Source organism: Saccharopolyspora aridisoli (genome assembly GCF_004348445.1).
GTDB lineage: Bacteria > Actinomycetota > Actinomycetes > Mycobacteriales > Pseudonocardiaceae > Saccharopolyspora > Saccharopolyspora aridisoli.
Window position 1 is genome coordinate 302,590 of sequence record NZ_SMKV01000001.1, and the last position, 14,930, is coordinate 317,519.

Consider the following 14,930-nt stretch of genomic DNA (forward strand, 5'->3'; position numbering starts at 1 on the left):
CGGTGAAGTCGGTGATGGTGGTGCCGCAGGCGCAGTCGGCGGTGGTGGAGCGGTTGGGCCGGTTCCGGACCGTCGCGCAGCCGGGGCTGAACATGCTGGTGCCGTTCTTCGACCGGGTTCGGGCGCGCATCGATCTGCGCGAGCAGGTGGTGTCGTTCCCGCCGCAGCCGGTGATCACGCAGGACAACCTGACCGTCTCGATCGACACGGTGGTGTACTTCCAGGTCACCGATGCGCGTGCGGCGGTCTACGAGATCTCCAACTACATCGTGGCGGTGGAGCAGCTGACCACCACGACGCTGCGCAACGTGGTCGGTGCGATGAGCCTGGAGGAGACGCTGACCTCGCGGGATGCGATCAACACGCAGCTGCGCGGGGTCCTGGACACCGAAACCGGCCGGTGGGGCATCCGGGTCGCGCGGGTGGAGCTCAAGGCGATCGACCCGCCACCGTCCATCCAGGACTCGATGGAGAAGCAGATGCGCGCCGACCGGGAGAAGCGCGCGATGATCCTCAACGCCGAGGGCACCCGGGAGTCGGCGATCAAGACCGCTGAGGGTCAGAAGCAGTCGGCGATCCTGGCGGCGGAAGGCCAGAAGCAGGCGGCGATCCTGGAGGCCGAGGCCGACCGGCAGTCGAGCATCCTGCGGGCGCAGGGTGAGCGGGCGAGCCAGTACCTGCAGTCGCAGGGGCAGGCGAAGGCCATCGAGAAGGTCTTCGCGGCGGTCAAACGGGCCAAGCCGACCCCGGAGCTGTTGGCCTACCAGTACCTGCAGACGTTGCCGCAGATGGCGCAGGGTGATGCCAACAAGGTGTGGGTGGTGCCCAGTGACTTCGGCAAGTCGCTGGAGGGCTTCGCCCGGATGCTCGGTGAGCCGGGCGAGGACGGGGTGTTCCGCTACGAGCCGTCGCAGGAGACCAGCGACGCTCCGCCGGCCGAGGCGGTGGAGGAGTCGGTGCAGGCGTGGTTCGACACCTCCACCAACCCCGAGGTCGCCGAAGCGGTGCGCGCCGCGGAGGCGGTGGCCCGCAAGGAGGTTCCGCCGGCCAACATGTCGCAGCCGCCGGAACGGGGCTGATCGAGCGGTTGTCGCGTCCCGGTGCCGGTCATCCGGCGCCGGGACGTACTTGTTGGGCGGTCTCGGTGATGGGCGTGAACGGCTGCGCGCCCTGGTGGGCGGCGGCGTAGGTGGCCACGGCGCCCCGGGCGTTGCCGTAGGGGTCGCGCAGCACCCCGAACACGCCGGGGAAGACCCGGATCTGGCCGTCGCGGCAGACCACCGGCAGGTTGATCGGATTGCCTTCGAGGTCGGCGTGGGCGGTGCGCATGGCGCGGTGGAAACCCGCCCAGTGCGCCTGCTGGTGTTCGGCGGGCACGATCAGGTCCAGGGTGGCGCCGATGGCTTCGTGGGCGGGGTGGCCGAAGAGGAGTTCGGCGTCGGCGTTGAAGTGCACGATCGTGCCGCTGGGGTCGGCGATGACCATGGCCGAGCGGTGTTCGGTGTCGTTCATGGTCAGATTCTGCGGCGGGATGAGGATCAGCGCCTCTCGGAAGGCGCGGTTGACGCTTAGTATCCTCGGTGATTTCAGTGCTTACCGAATTCAATGCTGCGCAGCCCAGCACTTACGCACACCCGTCACCTCTGAGAAGACCCGCTTCAGACGTCGTCGGTCGGGTCGAGGTAGGAGCCTCCTGCGATGCCGAGGGCGCGGACGGTGCCCAGGAGGTGTTCGCGGAGCTGCTGCTTGGCGAGCTCGGCCTCGCCGGCGGTGAGGGTGTCGGCGAGTTGGGCGTGCTGGTGGGTGATGCGCTCGCGCGCCGAGTGGGTGCGGGCGGTGGCGGTGATGCGCATCTGCTTGTCGCGCAAGGTGTTGTAGAGGTCGGTGACGACCGGGTTGCCCGCGGCGCCGACCAGGGTGGCGTGGAAGGCGCGGTCGGCGACGTGCATCTCGGCGTCGCTGAGGTCGGTGCCGTCGCAGGCGGGGTGACCGGCGAGTTCGCGGCCGATGGTGGTCATGGCCTCGGGTCCTTCGATGGCGAGCTTGTCGATGGCGAAGCTCTCCAGCGCCAGGCGCGCCTCGATCACCGCGCGGGCTTCGGCGGCGCTGACGGGCACGACCAGGGCGCCGCGCTTGGGGTAGAGCTTGAGGAATCCCTCCGATTGCAGGCGCAAGAACGCCTCGCGGACGGGTGTGCGCGACATCTGGAGGGCGTTGGCCACTTCTCCCTCGCTGAGTAGCTCTCCGTCGGGGAAGCTGCCGTCGAGGAGTCCGGCCTTGACGTGCTGGTACGCGCGGTCGGCCGCCGGCGTCTCGGATGCTGTTGCGCTCGACACGTGGGCATCCTACTTCCACCACTCTTGTATCTAAGATGAATACAAGCTTTCGAGGGGAGGGTTGCAGTTGTCCACGACGGTCGAAGCGCCACCGCCGCAGGCGGGCGCCCAGCGGCGAGGATCCGCTAGCCGCATGGCGTGGCTGGTCTGGGGTGTCGGAGCGCTGTGCTACTGCGCGGCTCTGTTCCACCGCGCCGGGCTCGGTGTCGCCGCCCCGGAGGCGGTGCAGCGATTCGATGCCGGTCCGGGCGTGCTGGCGCTGTTCTCCGCGCTGCAGCTGGGCGTCTACCTGGTGCTGCAGATCCCGGCCGGGCTGCTGGCCGACCGGCTCGGGCCGCGCAAGGTCATCACCGGTGGCATGGTCGCGCTGGCGGTCGGCTCGGCGGTGTTCGCGCTGAGCGGTTCGATCGTCGGCGGGATCGCGGGGCGGATGCTCATCGGTTTCGGTGACGCGTTCATGTTCACCAACGTGTTGCGGCTGGCCGCGCACTGGTTCCCGCCGCACCGCTACGGCAAGGTCGCCGCGCTGACCGGGCTGGCCGGAGGGTTGGGGCAGGTCGTCTCCACGCTGCCGCTGGGCCTGTCGCTGCACTCGCTGGGTTGGGTGCCGACGTTCCTGGGCGCTGCGGCGTTGACCGCCGCGCTGGGGCTGACCGCTGCGCTGATCATCCGCGACCGCGACACCTCGGCGCACGCCCACGTCGCCGAACCCGGGCCGATGTCCGAGCAGATCCGGCACAGCCTGCGGGCGGTGGCCGCGCAGCGCGGCACGAAGCACTCGTTCTGGACGCACTTCGTGCTCATGGCGCAGTTCGTCGCGATCACCACTCTGTGGGGCGGTCCGTGGTTGAGCGCCGGGCAGGGGCACGGCCAGTCGGAGGTCGGGTCGCTGCTGCTGGTGAGCGTGACCGGGTTCATCGCGGGGTCGTGGTTCGCCGGGCAGTACGTGTCGGGGCGTCCGCGTCGCCGGGAGCGCTACACGTTCGGGTTGTCCTTGGTGGTCGTGGTCGTGTGGGCGGTGATGGTCGGCTGGCCGCAGGTGTTGCCGATGCCGGTGCTGGTGGTGGCCTTGCTGGCGGTCGGTGTGGCCGGTGGTGCGGCGATGCTGGCCTTCGACGGTGCGCGGATGGCCAACGCCGAGCACCGTTCCGGTACTGCCACAGGTGTGGTGAACATGGGCGGTTTCAGCGCTGCGGTGCTGATCCAGCTGCTGGTCGGTGGTGTGCTGGAGCTGGTGTCGGGCCTGGATCCGGCGGCGGGTTACCGGTGGGCTTTCGCGCCGGTGCTGGCGTTGCTGGTGATCGGTACCGCGTCCCAGTGGTGGTCGCGGGATCGCGCCCTGTGATGTGCGCGCGGCGTTAGCCTCGGGTGCGTGGTCGGCCAGCGGCGGCCGGCGTGGCTTGGAGGCGTGTGGCGTGAGTTGGGAACTGCACAACCTGGTCGGTGGCGAGTCGGTGGCGGCGTTGGATGGTGCGACGCTGCCGCTGGTGGACCCCAGCACGGGTGAGCAGTACGCGACGGCGCCGTTGACGCGCTGGGCCGATGTCGATGCGGTGATGGCAGTGGCGGCCGGGGCCTTCGAGTCCTGGTCGCAGGCGACGCCGAGGCTTCGGCAGGAAGCGTTGCTGGGCATCGCCGATGCGGTGGCGGCGCGCAGCGAGGAGCTGGTGCTCGCCGAGTGCCGCAACACCGGCAAGCCGTTCGAGGTGGTGCGGGCGCAGGAGCTGCCGATGGCGGTGGACCTGCTGCGGTTCTACGCGGGTGCGGCGAGGGTGGAAGGTGCCACCGCCGGTGGTGAGTACAGGGAGGGGCACACGTCGTTCACGCGGCGGGAGCCGATCGGGGTGTGCGCGGCGGTGACGTCGTGGACGCATCCGTTGTTGCAGGCGGCGGCGAAGATCGGTCCGGCGGTGGCGGCGGGCAACGTGGTGGTGCTCAAACCGGCCGAGACCACGCCGGTGAGCGCGGTGTTGCTGGGTGAGCTGGTGGGTGAGTTCTTGCCGCCGGGCGTGGTCAACGTGGTGTGCGGTGATCGTGACAGCGGTCGGGCGATGGTGGCGCACGAGGTGCCGGGGATGTTCTCGATCACCGGGACGGTGCGGTCTGGGATGGAGGTCGCGGGGTCGGCGGCGGCGGATTTGAAGCGTGCGCATCTGCAGTTGGGGGGCAAGGCGCCTGCGGTGGTGTTCGCGGATGCGGATCTGGACCGGGCTGCGGAGGGGATCGCGGCGGCCGCGTTCGGCAACGCGGGTCAGAGCTGCACGGCGGCGAGCCGGGTGTTGGTGGCCGGTGAGGTGCGCGAGGAGTTGGTGGGGCGGTTGGTGGAGTGGGCCGGGCGGTTGAGGCCCGGGCCGCCGCAGGACGCGGATGCTGCGTTCGGTCCGCTCAACAGCGAGGGGCAGTTGGACCTGGTGCTCGGCCGGTTGGAGCGGTTGCCGGGGCATGCGCGGGTCGTGGCGGGTGGTCGGCGGCGTGGTGAGCGGGGATTCTTCCTGGAGGCCACGGTGGTCGACGGTTGTGGGCAGGACGATGAGCTGGTGCAGCACGAGATGTTGGGGCCGTTGGTGACGGTGCAGTCCTTCGCCGGTGAGCAGGAGGCGGTGGAGTTGGCCAACGGTGTGCGCTACGGGTTGACGGCGAGCGTGTGGACGCGTGATCACGGTCGGGCGATGCGGATGTCGCGGCGGTTGCAGGCGGGCACGGTGTGGATCAACACCCATGACCTGTTGGTGGCCGAGATGCCGCATTCGGGTTTCAAGCATTCGGCGTCGGCGCGGGATTTCGGCCACCACGGTCTGGAGGACTACACGCGCATCAAGCACGTGATGTCGGCGTGGGATCTCGAGGGTTGATGTTCAGGGTGTCGGTGCGACGGCGAGCCACAGTTCGGCGTGGTCGGGTCGTCCGTCGTCGTCGAGGACGGTGGCGAGCAGTTCGGGGGCCGGGAGTGGTTGGTGGGGGTTGGCGGGGAACCACTCGCCGTAGGCCTGGGCCCACAGCTGCTGGACCTCGTCGGTGCGCGCGGTGTGGGAGCTGAGCACGAGCCAGGTGTGGGCGGGGACGGGCAGCGCGTCGTGGCCGGTGCCGGGTGCTGGTGGGTGGTCGGTGGCTGCGGCGTACCAGAACTCGAAGGTGCTGCCGTCGTCGCGGTCTTCGGTGAATTCGGTGCTCACGGCGAGCACGCCGGAAGGTGTCCGGGTGGACAGGGCGCTGATGTCCTCGAGCGCGTCCAGGCCGAGTTGTTCGCGGAAGTGCTCGATGTCGGGGTTGGGTCCGTGGTGGACCAGGGGCATGGTGCGCCGTTGGCCCACGAGGGTGAACGGTGCTTCGTCGGTGAGCCGGTAGTCCACCTGCGTTGTTCCTTTCACTGAGAGCGAGAAGCGCAGTGGGGGCTGGGATCGCAGCACCGCGCCGGTGCGTCGGGCTCCGGTCGGTCCGGTGCCGTGGACCGCGGTGAAGGCGCGGCTGAAGGCGTCGGCGGAGGTGTACCCGAAGCGCGTGGCGATGTCCTGCAGCGGCTCGTGCCCGGTGAGCACGGCGGATGCTGCGATGGTCATGCGTCGGCGCCGGACGTATTCGGAGACGGGCATGCCCGCCAGGACCGAGAACATCCGTCGGAAGTGGTGTTCCGAGGTGAGGGTGATCCGTGCCAGGGCGGCGACGTCGATCTTCCCGGTGGTGCGGTGGGCCGCTCCGTCGGCGATGTCGCGTTCGATGTGCGCGACGGCCTGGTTCCAGGGGTCCATCGTCGTGCCTTCCTGCGTTCGTCGATGACGGGCTCAACGCTAGGTGGGCTCGGTGCGGCGCGTCCGACGATGGGTGCCCGTGCCGGTCGGGTCTTCGGCGGCGTCAGGTCTGCTTCGGTGTGGTGGTGCGGGTCCAGGGGCGGGCCTGCTCGTAGGCGTGGGCGGCGCGCAGGATGGTGGCGTCGGCGTGGCGTGGGGCGATGATCTGCAGTCCGATGGGCAGGCCGTCGTCGGTGGTGCCGCAGGGGATGCTGGCGGCGGGTTGCTGGGTCATGTTGAACGGGTAGGTGAACGGGGTCCAGGTGGTCCAGCGGTCGCCGTGGGTGGGGGATTCGCGTCCTGCGGGGAAGGCGGTGATGGGGACGGTGGGGGTCAGCAGCAGGTCGTGGTCCTGGTGGAAGGCGCCCATGCGCTGGCCGAGTTCCATGCGGGTGTTGGTGGCTTCGAGGTAGTCCTGGGCGCTGTAGGTGAGTCCTTGGCGGCAGATGGCGGCGAGGCCGGGGTCGAGGAGTTCGCGCTGGGCGTCGGTGAGGTGTTCGGTGGCTTTGGCGGCGCCGGCGAACCAGAGGACGTGGAAGTCCTCGATGGGGTTGGTGATGCCGGGGTCGGCGTGTTCGACGTGGGCGCCGAGGTCTTGGAAGGTGCGTGCGGCGTCGGTGAGGGCGCGGACGATCTGCGGGTCGACGGGGGTGCCGAAGCCCAGGTCGGTGCTCACGGCGATGCGCAGGCCGGCGACGCCGCCGCCGAGGTGGTCGAGGAAGGAGTCGGCGGGTGGGGCTTGCGCGGACCAGTCTCGGACGTCGGGTTGGGCGAGGACGTCGAGCATGAGCGCGGTGTCGGTGACGGTGGTGGTCATCGGACCGGCGTGGGAGAGGGTGCCGAAGGGGCTTGCCGGGTAGAGGGGGATTCGGCCGTAGGTGGGTTTGATGGTGGTGATGCCGCAGAAGGAGGCGGGGATGCGCACGGATCCGCCGCCGTCGGTGCCCAGTGCGAGGGGGCCCATGCCGGTGGCCACGGCGGCTGCGGCGCCGCCGGAGGAGCCGCCTGCGGTCCGGGAGGTGTCCCAGGGGTTGCGGGTGATGCCGTGGCGGGGGCTGTCGGTGACGCCTTTCCAGGCGAGTTCGGGGGTGGTGGTCTTGCCGAGGAGGACGGGGTTCTCGCGGCGCAGCAGGGTGACCGCGGGGGCGTCTTCGGGCCAGGGCTGGTCGGGGTCGATGGTGTTCGAGCCGCGCAGGGTGGGCCAGTCGCGGGTGAGGAAGATGTCCTTGATGGAGGTGGGCACGCCGTCGAGTCGTCCGACGGGTTGGCCGCGGTGCCAGCGGTTTTCGGATTCGCGGGCGGCGTGCAGGGCGTGCTCTGGGTCGACGAGGCAGTAGGCGTTGATGGCGGGGTCGTGGTCGTTGATGCGTTGCAGGGCGGCTTCGCACGCTTCGACGGGTGAGAGGGTTCCGGCGGCGTAGGCGGCCAGCAGCTCGGTGGCCGAGAGTTCGGCGGGCTGGGTGTTGGCCATGGCGTCTCCCTGGGTGTGGCGGGCTCCGGGGGGTCAGGCGGTGACGTACCCGCGTTGCTTGTCGACGACGTTGCGCAGGTCGGTGCCGTTGGTGAAGGCGCGCAGATTGGTCAGGAACAGGTCGACGAGTTCGTCGGCCCAGCCGAGGGTGTCGCCGGACATGTGCGGGGAGACCAGGACGTGGGGCATCTCCCACAGGGGTGAGTCCTGCGGGAGGGGTTCGGTGTCGAAGACGTCGAGGGCGGCGCCGGCGATGCGTTGCTGCTGGAGGGCGGTGACGAGGGCGGGCTGGTCGACGAGTTCGCCGCGGCCGACGTTGATGAAGCGGGCGCTGGGGCGCATGGCCGAGAGGACTTCGGCGTTGATGAGCCCGTGGGTCTGGGGCGTCAGGGGTGCGGCGACGACGAGGTAGTCGAAGTCGCCTGCGATGAGGGCGAGGTCGTCGGAGGCGTGGATGTCGCCGAATTCGGGGTCGCCGGTGCGGGTGGTGCGTCCGGCTCCGGCCACGCGCAGTCCTGCGGCGGTGAGTTGGCGGGCGATGGCGCGGCCGATGGGTCCGGTGCCGACGACGAGGGCGGTCTTGCCTCCGATGCGTTCGGTGACGCGGTGCTCCCACTGCTTGGCGTCTTGCAGGCGCAGGGTGGTGTGCATGTCCTTGGCGAAGGTGAGCACGGTGGCCAGGACGTATTCGGCGATGGGCTGGTCGAATACGCCGCGGGAGTTGGTCAGCTGCACGGGGGAGTCGCGCAGCTGCGGGAACAGCAGGCGGTCGACTCCGGCGCTGGCGGCGTGAATCCATTGCAGCTCGTCGGCCTGGGGCCAGGCGTCGGCGATGGCTTGGGAGCGGAAGGCCCACACGAACAGGGCATCGGTTCCGGGCAGGGCGTCGGGGAGTTGCTCGCCCGTGGCGTAGCGCAGTTCGGCGTGCTCGGCGATGCGGGCCATCTCGTCGGGTGCGTCGCCGTCGTGGAGGACGACGACGGTGGGGCGGGTGTTGACCATGGCGATGACCTTAGGGCCGCAGGGGTGTCGGGTGAGCGTCTCCCACGCCGATGACGAGCGTGTTTCCCCAGCACTGGGCGGTGAGAACGAGCGTCGCTGGAGGCATTGACACGCTAGGAACGGTTCGTAGGATTGTCAACAATCCACTGGCGACGGCAGGTCGGCCCGGGGAGAGTGCGAGATGGCCACAGCGAATGAATGGATCACGATGCCCAGGTACCTGTCGATCACGCTGGAGAAGCGCGGTGTGTCCTGCGTGGCGGAGCTGCTCGACGCCGACGCCCCCCGAACCTGCGAGGCGGTGTGGAACGCGCTGCCGCAGGTCGGGCCGGTGCACCACGCCAAGTACGCCCGCAACGAGATCTACACGATGGTGCCGCGCTTCGCCGAGGACGAGCCTGGCCAGGAGAACCCCACGGTGACCCCGATCCCCGGCGACGTCGTCTACTTCTCCTTCCCCGGCGGCATGCTGGACCGGGAGTTCAAGCAGGAGAAGGGAATCGAGGACCTGCCGGGGGTGATCGACCTGGCGATCTTCTACGGGCGCAACAACCTGCTGCTCAACGGTGACGTGGGCTGGGTTCCCGGCAACGTCTACGCCACGATCGTGGAGGGTCTGGCGGAGATGGCCGAGGCCTGCAACGACGTGTGGCGTTCGGGCAGCGTCGGCGAGACCCTGCGCTACGAGCGCTTCGAGGGAACCATCGGGGGCCGGCATGCCACTTGATGACTTCCTCGGCGCGGTGTCCGGCCCGGTGCGGCAGCGGGGGATCGGGGTGATCGCCCCGTTCGACCTGGCGCTGGATCGCGAGCTGTGGCGCTGGGCGCCGCAGGAGGTGTCGCTGCACCTCACGCGCACCGCGTTCGTGCCGGTGCCGGTCAGCGTCGAGCAGGCGAGCCTGGTCTCCGACGAGGCCGCGGTGCACGCGGCCACCCGTGACCTGCTGGTGCCCGAGCCGGAGGTGGTGGCCTACGCCTGCACCTCCGGGAGTTTCGTCGACGGCGCCGGCGGGCAGCGGCGGCTGGTGGAGGTGATGCGCGATGCCGGTGCGCCCGCGGCGGTGACCACCTCCGGTGGGTTGGTGCGGGCTCTGGAGGTGCTGGGCGTGGGCAGCGTGTCGATCGCGACGCCCTACGTGGTCAGCATCACCGACCGCTTGTGCTCGTTCCTGGGTGAGCACGGGGTGGAGGTGGTCTCCAGCGTCGGGCTGGGTTTGCACGGCCAGATCTGGAAGACCGGGTACCGCGATGTGGTGGAGATCGTGCGCGCCGCGGATCGCCCGGAGGCCGAGGCGATGTTCATCTCGTGCACGAACCTGCCGACCTACGACCTGATCGGGCCGTTGGAGCAGGAGTTGGGAAAGCCGGTCCTCACGGCCAACCAGGTCACGATCTGGTCGGCGTTGCGCGAGCTGGGGCTCGCGGCGGTGGGTGCCGAGCAGCGATTGATGCAGGCGGTGGACGCTCCGGCCGCATGAGCGGGGCGGTAAAGATGACATCACGAACGTTCCGGCGGCCGTCAACCCTGCGGTAACATTGTCAACAATCGACACCTCGTTTCCGGCGTGTCCGGGCGGGAATCCCCAGGGTCGTTGGCCGTTGGACGTCGAGCACAGGATGGAGCTCCCCGGTGCCGCACACCGCAGGAATTCTGTATCCCGGCTACAGCGCCGAAGACGACTACCCGACCCTGGAGGGCCTGCTCGGAGACGACGTCCGGCTGCCACTGGTGCACACGCTGATGCGTGAGGACGCCCACCGGGTCGATGCCCTGCTGGACGTGGGTTCCGATCAGGTGCTCGCCGACGGCGCGCGTGCGCTGGGCGAGGTGGATTCGGTGATCTGGGCGTGCACCTCGGGCAGTTTCGTCTTCGGCTGGTCCGGAGCGCGTAATCAGGTGGAGAAGCTGCAAGCCGTGACCGGCAAGCCGACGTCGAGCACGTCGTTCGCGTTCGTGCACGCCGCCGCCCTGCTGGGGTTGCGGCGGGTCGCGGTGGCCGCGACGTACCCGGCTGATGTGGCGGAGCACTTCGTGGAGTTCCTGCGCGCCGGGGACCTGGAGGTGGTGCGACTGTCCAGCAGGGGCATCGTCACCGCCGCCGAGGTCGGCACGCTGGGCCGCGACGAGGTGCTGTCGTTTGCCGCGGCCAACGACGACGACCGGGCCGAAGCGCTGCTGATGCCCGACACCGCGCTGCACACCGCGGCGTGGTTGGAGGACATCGAGCAGTTGTTGGGCAAGCCGGTGCTGACCGCCAACCAGGTCAGCGCGTGGGAGGCGTTGCGACTGGCCGGTGCGGGCACGTCGCGTGAGGGATTGGGAACGCTGTTCCGGACCGGAACGGGCCGGTGACCCCGGTGGTCTCCGGCGAAAAGGGAAATGGTGAGCGCAGTGCTCGGGACCGAGGAGCAGTACCAGCAGCCCGGTGAGCTGGAGCCGGTGCAGCGCAAGTCGACCGCGGCGATCGTGGCCGACCAGTTGCGCGCGGCGATCATGTACGGGTCGCTGCCTCCGGGATCGCAGCTGGGGGAAGCGGAGTTGGCGGCGCGGCTGGGGGTGAGCCGGGGTCCGCTGCGGGAGGCGATGCAGCGGTTGGTCGCCGAGGGGTTATTGCGCAGTGAGCCGCATCGCGGGTTGTTCGTGATGGACCTGCACACCGAGGACGTCGCCGACATCTACCTGGCGCGGCTGGCGGTGGAGCGGGCGGCGTGCGAGCAGATCGTGCGGCATCACCGGGTGGAGGCGGTCGCTGAGCTGACCGCGGCGCAGTCGCGGATGGTGGCCGCGGCGGGCAAGGGTGATGCCATCGAGCTGGCCGATGCCGACCAGGAGTTCCACGAGACGCTGGTGCGGGTGTCGGGCAGTGCCCGGTTGCAGCGGATGGCGCAGACGCTGCTGGTGGAGAAGCGGATGTGCCTGACGGCGTTGCAGGACAAGTACCACGCCGATGTGCAGGCGCTGGTCGATGAGCACAAGGGCTTGGTCGATGCGGTGGAGTCCGGTGACGAGGCGCTGCTGCTGGCGCGGCTGGAGGCGCACATGAACGACGCTTTGGAACGCCTCAGCGGTTCGATCGCCGAGTAGGGATCTCGCGCGACGTGGGGGGCTGGTTCCCGCGGGAACCAGCCCCCCACGTCCTTGGTGCGTCTCGGTCAGAGGCCGCCGATGGAGACGTACTTGGTCTCCAGGAACTCGTCGATGCCGACCTTGCCGCCTTCGCGGCCCAGCCCGGATGCCTTGACCCCGCCGAAGGGGGCGGCCGGGTTGGACACGATGCCCTGGTTGAGGCCCACCATGCCGGTGTCGAGCGCTTCGGTGACGCGCAGGCCGCGTTGCAGGTTCTGGGTGAACAGGTAGCTGACGAGGCCGTACTCGGTGTTGTTGGCCTTGGCGATGGCTTCGCGCTCGTCGGTGAAGGTGGTGATCGGGGCGACCGGCCCGAAGATCTCCTCGCTGGCCATGCGCGCGCCTTCGGGCACGCCGGTGAGCACGGTGGGGGTGTAGAAGTAACCGTCGCCGCCGTGCCGGTCGCCGCCGGTGACGACCTGGGCGCCTTGGGCGATGGCGTCGGAGACCAGGTCGGTGACCTTGCCCAGTTGCTTGGCGTCGATGAGCGGGCCGACCTGGATGTCGTCGGAGACGCCGCGTCCGATGGTCAGCGCGGACATGCGCTCGGCGAGCTTGTCGGAGAAGGCCTGGGCGATGTCGGCGTGGACGTAGAAGCGGTTGGCCGCGGTGCAGGCTTCGCCGATGTTGCGCATCTTGGCCTGCATGGCCCCTTCGACGGCGGCGTCGAGGTCGGCGTCGTCGAAGACCAGGAACGGTGCGTTGCCGCCGAGTTCGAGGGAGACCTTGAGGACCTGCTGGGCGGACTGCTCGATGAGCTTGCGGCCGATGGTGGTGGAGCCGGTGAACGACAGCTTGCGGGCGCGCGGGTCGCGGATCATCGGTTCCATGACCCCGCCGGCGTTGCTGGCGGTGACGACGTTGAGCACGCCGTCGGGAAGCCCGGCTTCGCGCAGGATCTCGGCCAGCGCCAGCATCGACAGGGGTGTCTGCTGCGCGGGTTTGATCACCGAGGTGCAGCCGGCGGCGATGGCGGGGCCGATCTTGCGGGTGCCCATGGCCATGGGGAAGTTCCACGGGGTGATCAGCAGGGCGGGTCCCACGGGTTGGCGGGTGACCAGGAACCGGCCGGAGCCGTTGGGGGCCACGGCGTAGTCGCCGCTGATCCGCACGGCCTCTTCGGCGAACCAGCGGAAGAACTCCGCGGCGTAGGTGACCTCGCCGCGGGCCTCGGGCAGTGGTTTGCCCATCTCGAGGGTCATGAGCAGGGCGAGGTCCTCGCGGCGCTCGATGATGGTCTCGTAGGCGCGGCGCAAGATCTCGCCGCGTTCGCGGGGCGGGTGGGCGGCCCAGTCGGCTTGGGCGTCGTGGGCGGCACCGAGTGCGGCGAGGGCGTCGTCGGGGGAGGCGTCGGCGACGTGGCAGAGGGTGGCGCCGGTGGCGGGGTCTTCGACGGCGAAGGTGCGTTCACCGGTGGCGTCGCGCCACTTGCCGGCGATGAGCAGTTGCTTGGGGGCGGCCTCGACGACGGTCGCCTCGCGGGGATGCGTTGGGGTGGTGGTCATCGCTGCGCGAACCCTCCTGGGTGTCGACGGATGTGCTTGTTTGCCAACCTAGTCCGCTTCGGTGGTGGACACCGAGTGTTGCCGATGGTTGCATGACTGGCTAGATTGTCAACAATCCTACAGTCTGCACGCTTGGAGTCGATCATGACGGAGCTCTCCCCGGCGCTCAAGCAGGCGACCCCGGTGCTGGCCGCACGCGGCGAAGGGGTCTACCTCTACGACGAGTCCGACCGCCGCTACCTGGACTTCACCGCCGGCATCGGGGTCACCAGCACCGGACACTGCCACCCGCGCGTGGTCGAGGCCGCCCAGCGCCAAGTGGGCACCCTCATTCACGGCCAGTACACGACGGTGATGCACAAACCGCTGCTCGACCTGACCGAACGGCTCGGCCAGGTGCTGCCCGAAGGCCTGGACCGCCTCTTCTACGTCAACTCCGGTAGTGAAGCGGTTGAAGCGTCCGTCCGGTTGGCGCGACACGCCACCGGGAAGGCCAACATCATCGCCTTTCAGGGTGGTTTCCACGGCCGCACCATGGGCGCGGCCGCCCTGACCTCCTCCGGGGTCAAGGTGCGCGCGGGGATCGGGCCGATGATGCCGGGAGTGGTGTTCACCCCCTTCCCCGAGCCCTACCGCCAGCAGTGCAGCACCGAGGAGGCCGTGCGCCGCGCCTTGGCGGAGTTCGACCAGCTGCTGGTCACCCAGAGCTCCCCGCGCGACACCGCCGCGATCATCATCGAGCCCGTGCTCGGCGAAGGCGGCTACATCCCCGCGCCCCCGGAGTTCCTGGCCGGGCTGCGCCAGCGAGCCGACGCCCACGGAATCCTGCTCATCGTCGACGAGGTGCAAACCGGTGTCGGACGCACCGGCCGCTTCTGGGGCCACGACCACGCCGGCGTGCGCCCCGACATCCTCATCACCGCCAAGGGCCTGGCCAGCGGTTTCCCGATCTCGGCGATCGCCGCGGGCGAGGAGTTGATGAGCAAGGCCTGGCCCGGGTCGCAGGGCGGCACCTACGGCGGCAACGCCGTGGCCGCCGCCGCGGCACTGGCCACCCTGGACGTGGTGGAGCAGGAAGGCCTGGTGGCCAACGCAGCCGAGCAGGGCGTGCGGCTGGTCGAGGGCTTGCGCAAGGTCGCCGCCGACCACCCGGTCATCGGCGACGTCCGCGGGCTCGGGCTGATGCTGGGCAACGAGTTCACCACCCCCGAAGGCACCCCGGACACCGCCACCGCTACCCGCGCTCACGCCGCCGCTGCCGAGGCCGGGCTGCTGCTGCTGACCTGCGGCCCGCACGGCAACGTGGTGCGCATGATCCCGCCGCTGATCGTCACCGCCGAACAGGTCGACGCCGCGATCGAACTGTGGGCCACCGCGGTGCGCTCGGCCGTGGCACGCTAGAGAACGCGCTGGTGGTGGGTGTGAGATCTTCCTCGGGCCCGCCACCAGCACGAACGCTGGTCCACGGGTTACTGTTCGATAGCGGCGGCCACCTGCGCGACGTGCTTCTGCAATGCTGCACGCCACCAGCGGCGCGTGCGGGACGCGTCGCCAACAAACCGACGCAGGTGTGAGCATGAGCGACTGGTCGGCGGGCGGACCGCCGAGGCGAAGGCCGCAGGGCGGCGGCGACAGGTACGACTACTACCGCGGCGCGCAGCCCCCTCAGGGACGGCGCCCCGCGCCGCCACCCCCACCCGGACG

14 protein-coding genes are annotated in these 14,930 nt (G+C 69.8%); 8 read left to right on the top strand and 6 right to left on the bottom strand.

Features of this window, described 5'->3' with window-relative positions; translation table 11 throughout:
* The first annotated feature begins 14 nt into the window (after positions 1-14).
* Positions 15-1,079, top strand: coding sequence for an SPFH domain-containing protein (locus E1161_RS01410; RefSeq protein WP_235874706.1), 1,065 nt, complete (start codon positions 15-17; stop codon positions 1,077-1,079).
* 28 nt (positions 1,080-1,107) lie between these two features.
* Here E1161_RS01410 and E1161_RS01415 read toward each other — a convergent pair whose 3' ends face one another.
* On the bottom strand, positions 1,108-1,512 hold the full coding sequence (locus tag E1161_RS01415) for a PAS domain-containing protein (RefSeq protein WP_132618649.1): 405 nt from the start codon (positions 1,510-1,512) through the stop codon (positions 1,108-1,110).
* A 146-nt stretch (positions 1,513-1,658) separates the two neighbouring features.
* Positions 1,659-2,336, bottom strand: a complete 678-nt coding sequence (locus E1161_RS01420; protein WP_132618651.1) for a GntR family transcriptional regulator — start codon at positions 2,334-2,336, stop codon at positions 1,659-1,661.
* Positions 2,337-2,469: 133 nt separating this feature from the next.
* On the opposite strand from E1161_RS01420, the gene E1161_RS01425 reads away from it, so the two are divergent.
* Both E1161_RS01425 and E1161_RS01430 read left to right on the top strand, forming a co-directional pair.
* Positions 2,470-3,681, top strand: coding sequence for an MFS transporter (locus E1161_RS01425; RefSeq protein ID WP_132618653.1), 1,212 nt, complete (start codon positions 2,470-2,472; stop codon positions 3,679-3,681).
* A 70-nt stretch (positions 3,682-3,751) separates the two neighbouring features.
* Positions 3,752-5,188: an aldehyde dehydrogenase family protein gene (locus E1161_RS01430; protein WP_132618655.1), complete on the top strand. Its 1,437-nt coding sequence runs from the start codon at positions 3,752-3,754 to the stop codon at positions 5,186-5,188.
* A gap of 3 nt (positions 5,189-5,191) precedes the next feature.
* Here the strand turns inward: E1161_RS01430 and E1161_RS01435 are convergent, their stop codons facing one another.
* The 3 genes from E1161_RS01435 to E1161_RS01445 all read right to left on the bottom strand — a co-directional run bounded on the left by E1161_RS01435 (position 5,192) and on the right by E1161_RS01445 (position 8,594).
* Positions 5,192-6,082: an AraC family transcriptional regulator gene (locus E1161_RS01435; RefSeq protein ID WP_132618657.1), complete on the bottom strand. Its 891-nt coding sequence runs from the start codon at positions 6,080-6,082 to the stop codon at positions 5,192-5,194.
* A gap of 103 nt (positions 6,083-6,185) precedes the next feature.
* Complete coding sequence (locus E1161_RS01440; protein ID WP_132618659.1) at positions 6,186-7,592, bottom strand: amidase; 1,407 nt, start codon at positions 7,590-7,592, stop codon at positions 6,186-6,188.
* Between the two features lie 33 nt (positions 7,593-7,625).
* Positions 7,626-8,594, bottom strand: a complete 969-nt coding sequence (locus tag E1161_RS01445; protein WP_132618661.1) for a D-2-hydroxyacid dehydrogenase — start codon at positions 8,592-8,594, stop codon at positions 7,626-7,628.
* A gap of 208 nt (positions 8,595-8,802) precedes the next feature.
* Between E1161_RS01445 and E1161_RS01450 the strand changes: the two genes are divergently transcribed.
* From E1161_RS01450 to E1161_RS01465, 4 genes are all read left to right on the top strand, one after another.
* Positions 8,803-9,321: a DUF3830 family protein gene (locus E1161_RS01450; RefSeq protein WP_132618740.1), complete on the top strand. Its 519-nt coding sequence runs from the start codon at positions 8,803-8,805 to the stop codon at positions 9,319-9,321.
* Positions 9,311-10,072 (top strand): maleate cis-trans isomerase family protein, encoded by a 762-nt coding sequence (locus E1161_RS01455; protein WP_132618663.1) that lies wholly within the window; start codon positions 9,311-9,313, stop codon positions 10,070-10,072. The genes E1161_RS01450 and E1161_RS01455 overlap by 11 nt, the downstream gene beginning before the upstream one ends.
* A 152-nt stretch (positions 10,073-10,224) precedes the next feature.
* Positions 10,225-10,947 carry a maleate cis-trans isomerase family protein gene (locus E1161_RS01460; RefSeq protein WP_132618665.1) on the top strand — a complete coding sequence of 241 codons (723 nt, stop codon included), beginning with the start codon at positions 10,225-10,227 and terminating at the stop codon, positions 10,945-10,947.
* A 39-nt stretch (positions 10,948-10,986) separates the two neighbouring features.
* A complete protein-coding gene (locus E1161_RS01465) occupies positions 10,987-11,679 on the top strand; it encodes a GntR family transcriptional regulator (protein ID WP_408011922.1) in 693 nt (230 codons plus the stop codon).
* Positions 11,680-11,747: 68 nt separating this feature from the next.
* On the opposite strand, the gene E1161_RS01470 is transcribed toward E1161_RS01465, so the two are convergent.
* Entirely contained in the window at positions 11,748-13,226 is a 1,479-nt protein-coding gene (locus E1161_RS01470; RefSeq protein WP_132618669.1) for an NAD-dependent succinate-semialdehyde dehydrogenase, read from the bottom strand.
* A gap of 144 nt (positions 13,227-13,370) precedes the next feature.
* Here E1161_RS01470 and E1161_RS01475 point away from each other — a divergent pair, with 144 nt between their 5' ends.
* Positions 13,371-14,627 carry an aspartate aminotransferase family protein gene (locus E1161_RS01475; protein WP_132618671.1) on the top strand — a complete coding sequence of 419 codons (1,257 nt, stop codon included), beginning with the start codon at positions 13,371-13,373 and terminating at the stop codon, positions 14,625-14,627.
* The last annotated feature ends 303 nt before the right edge of the window (positions 14,628-14,930 follow it).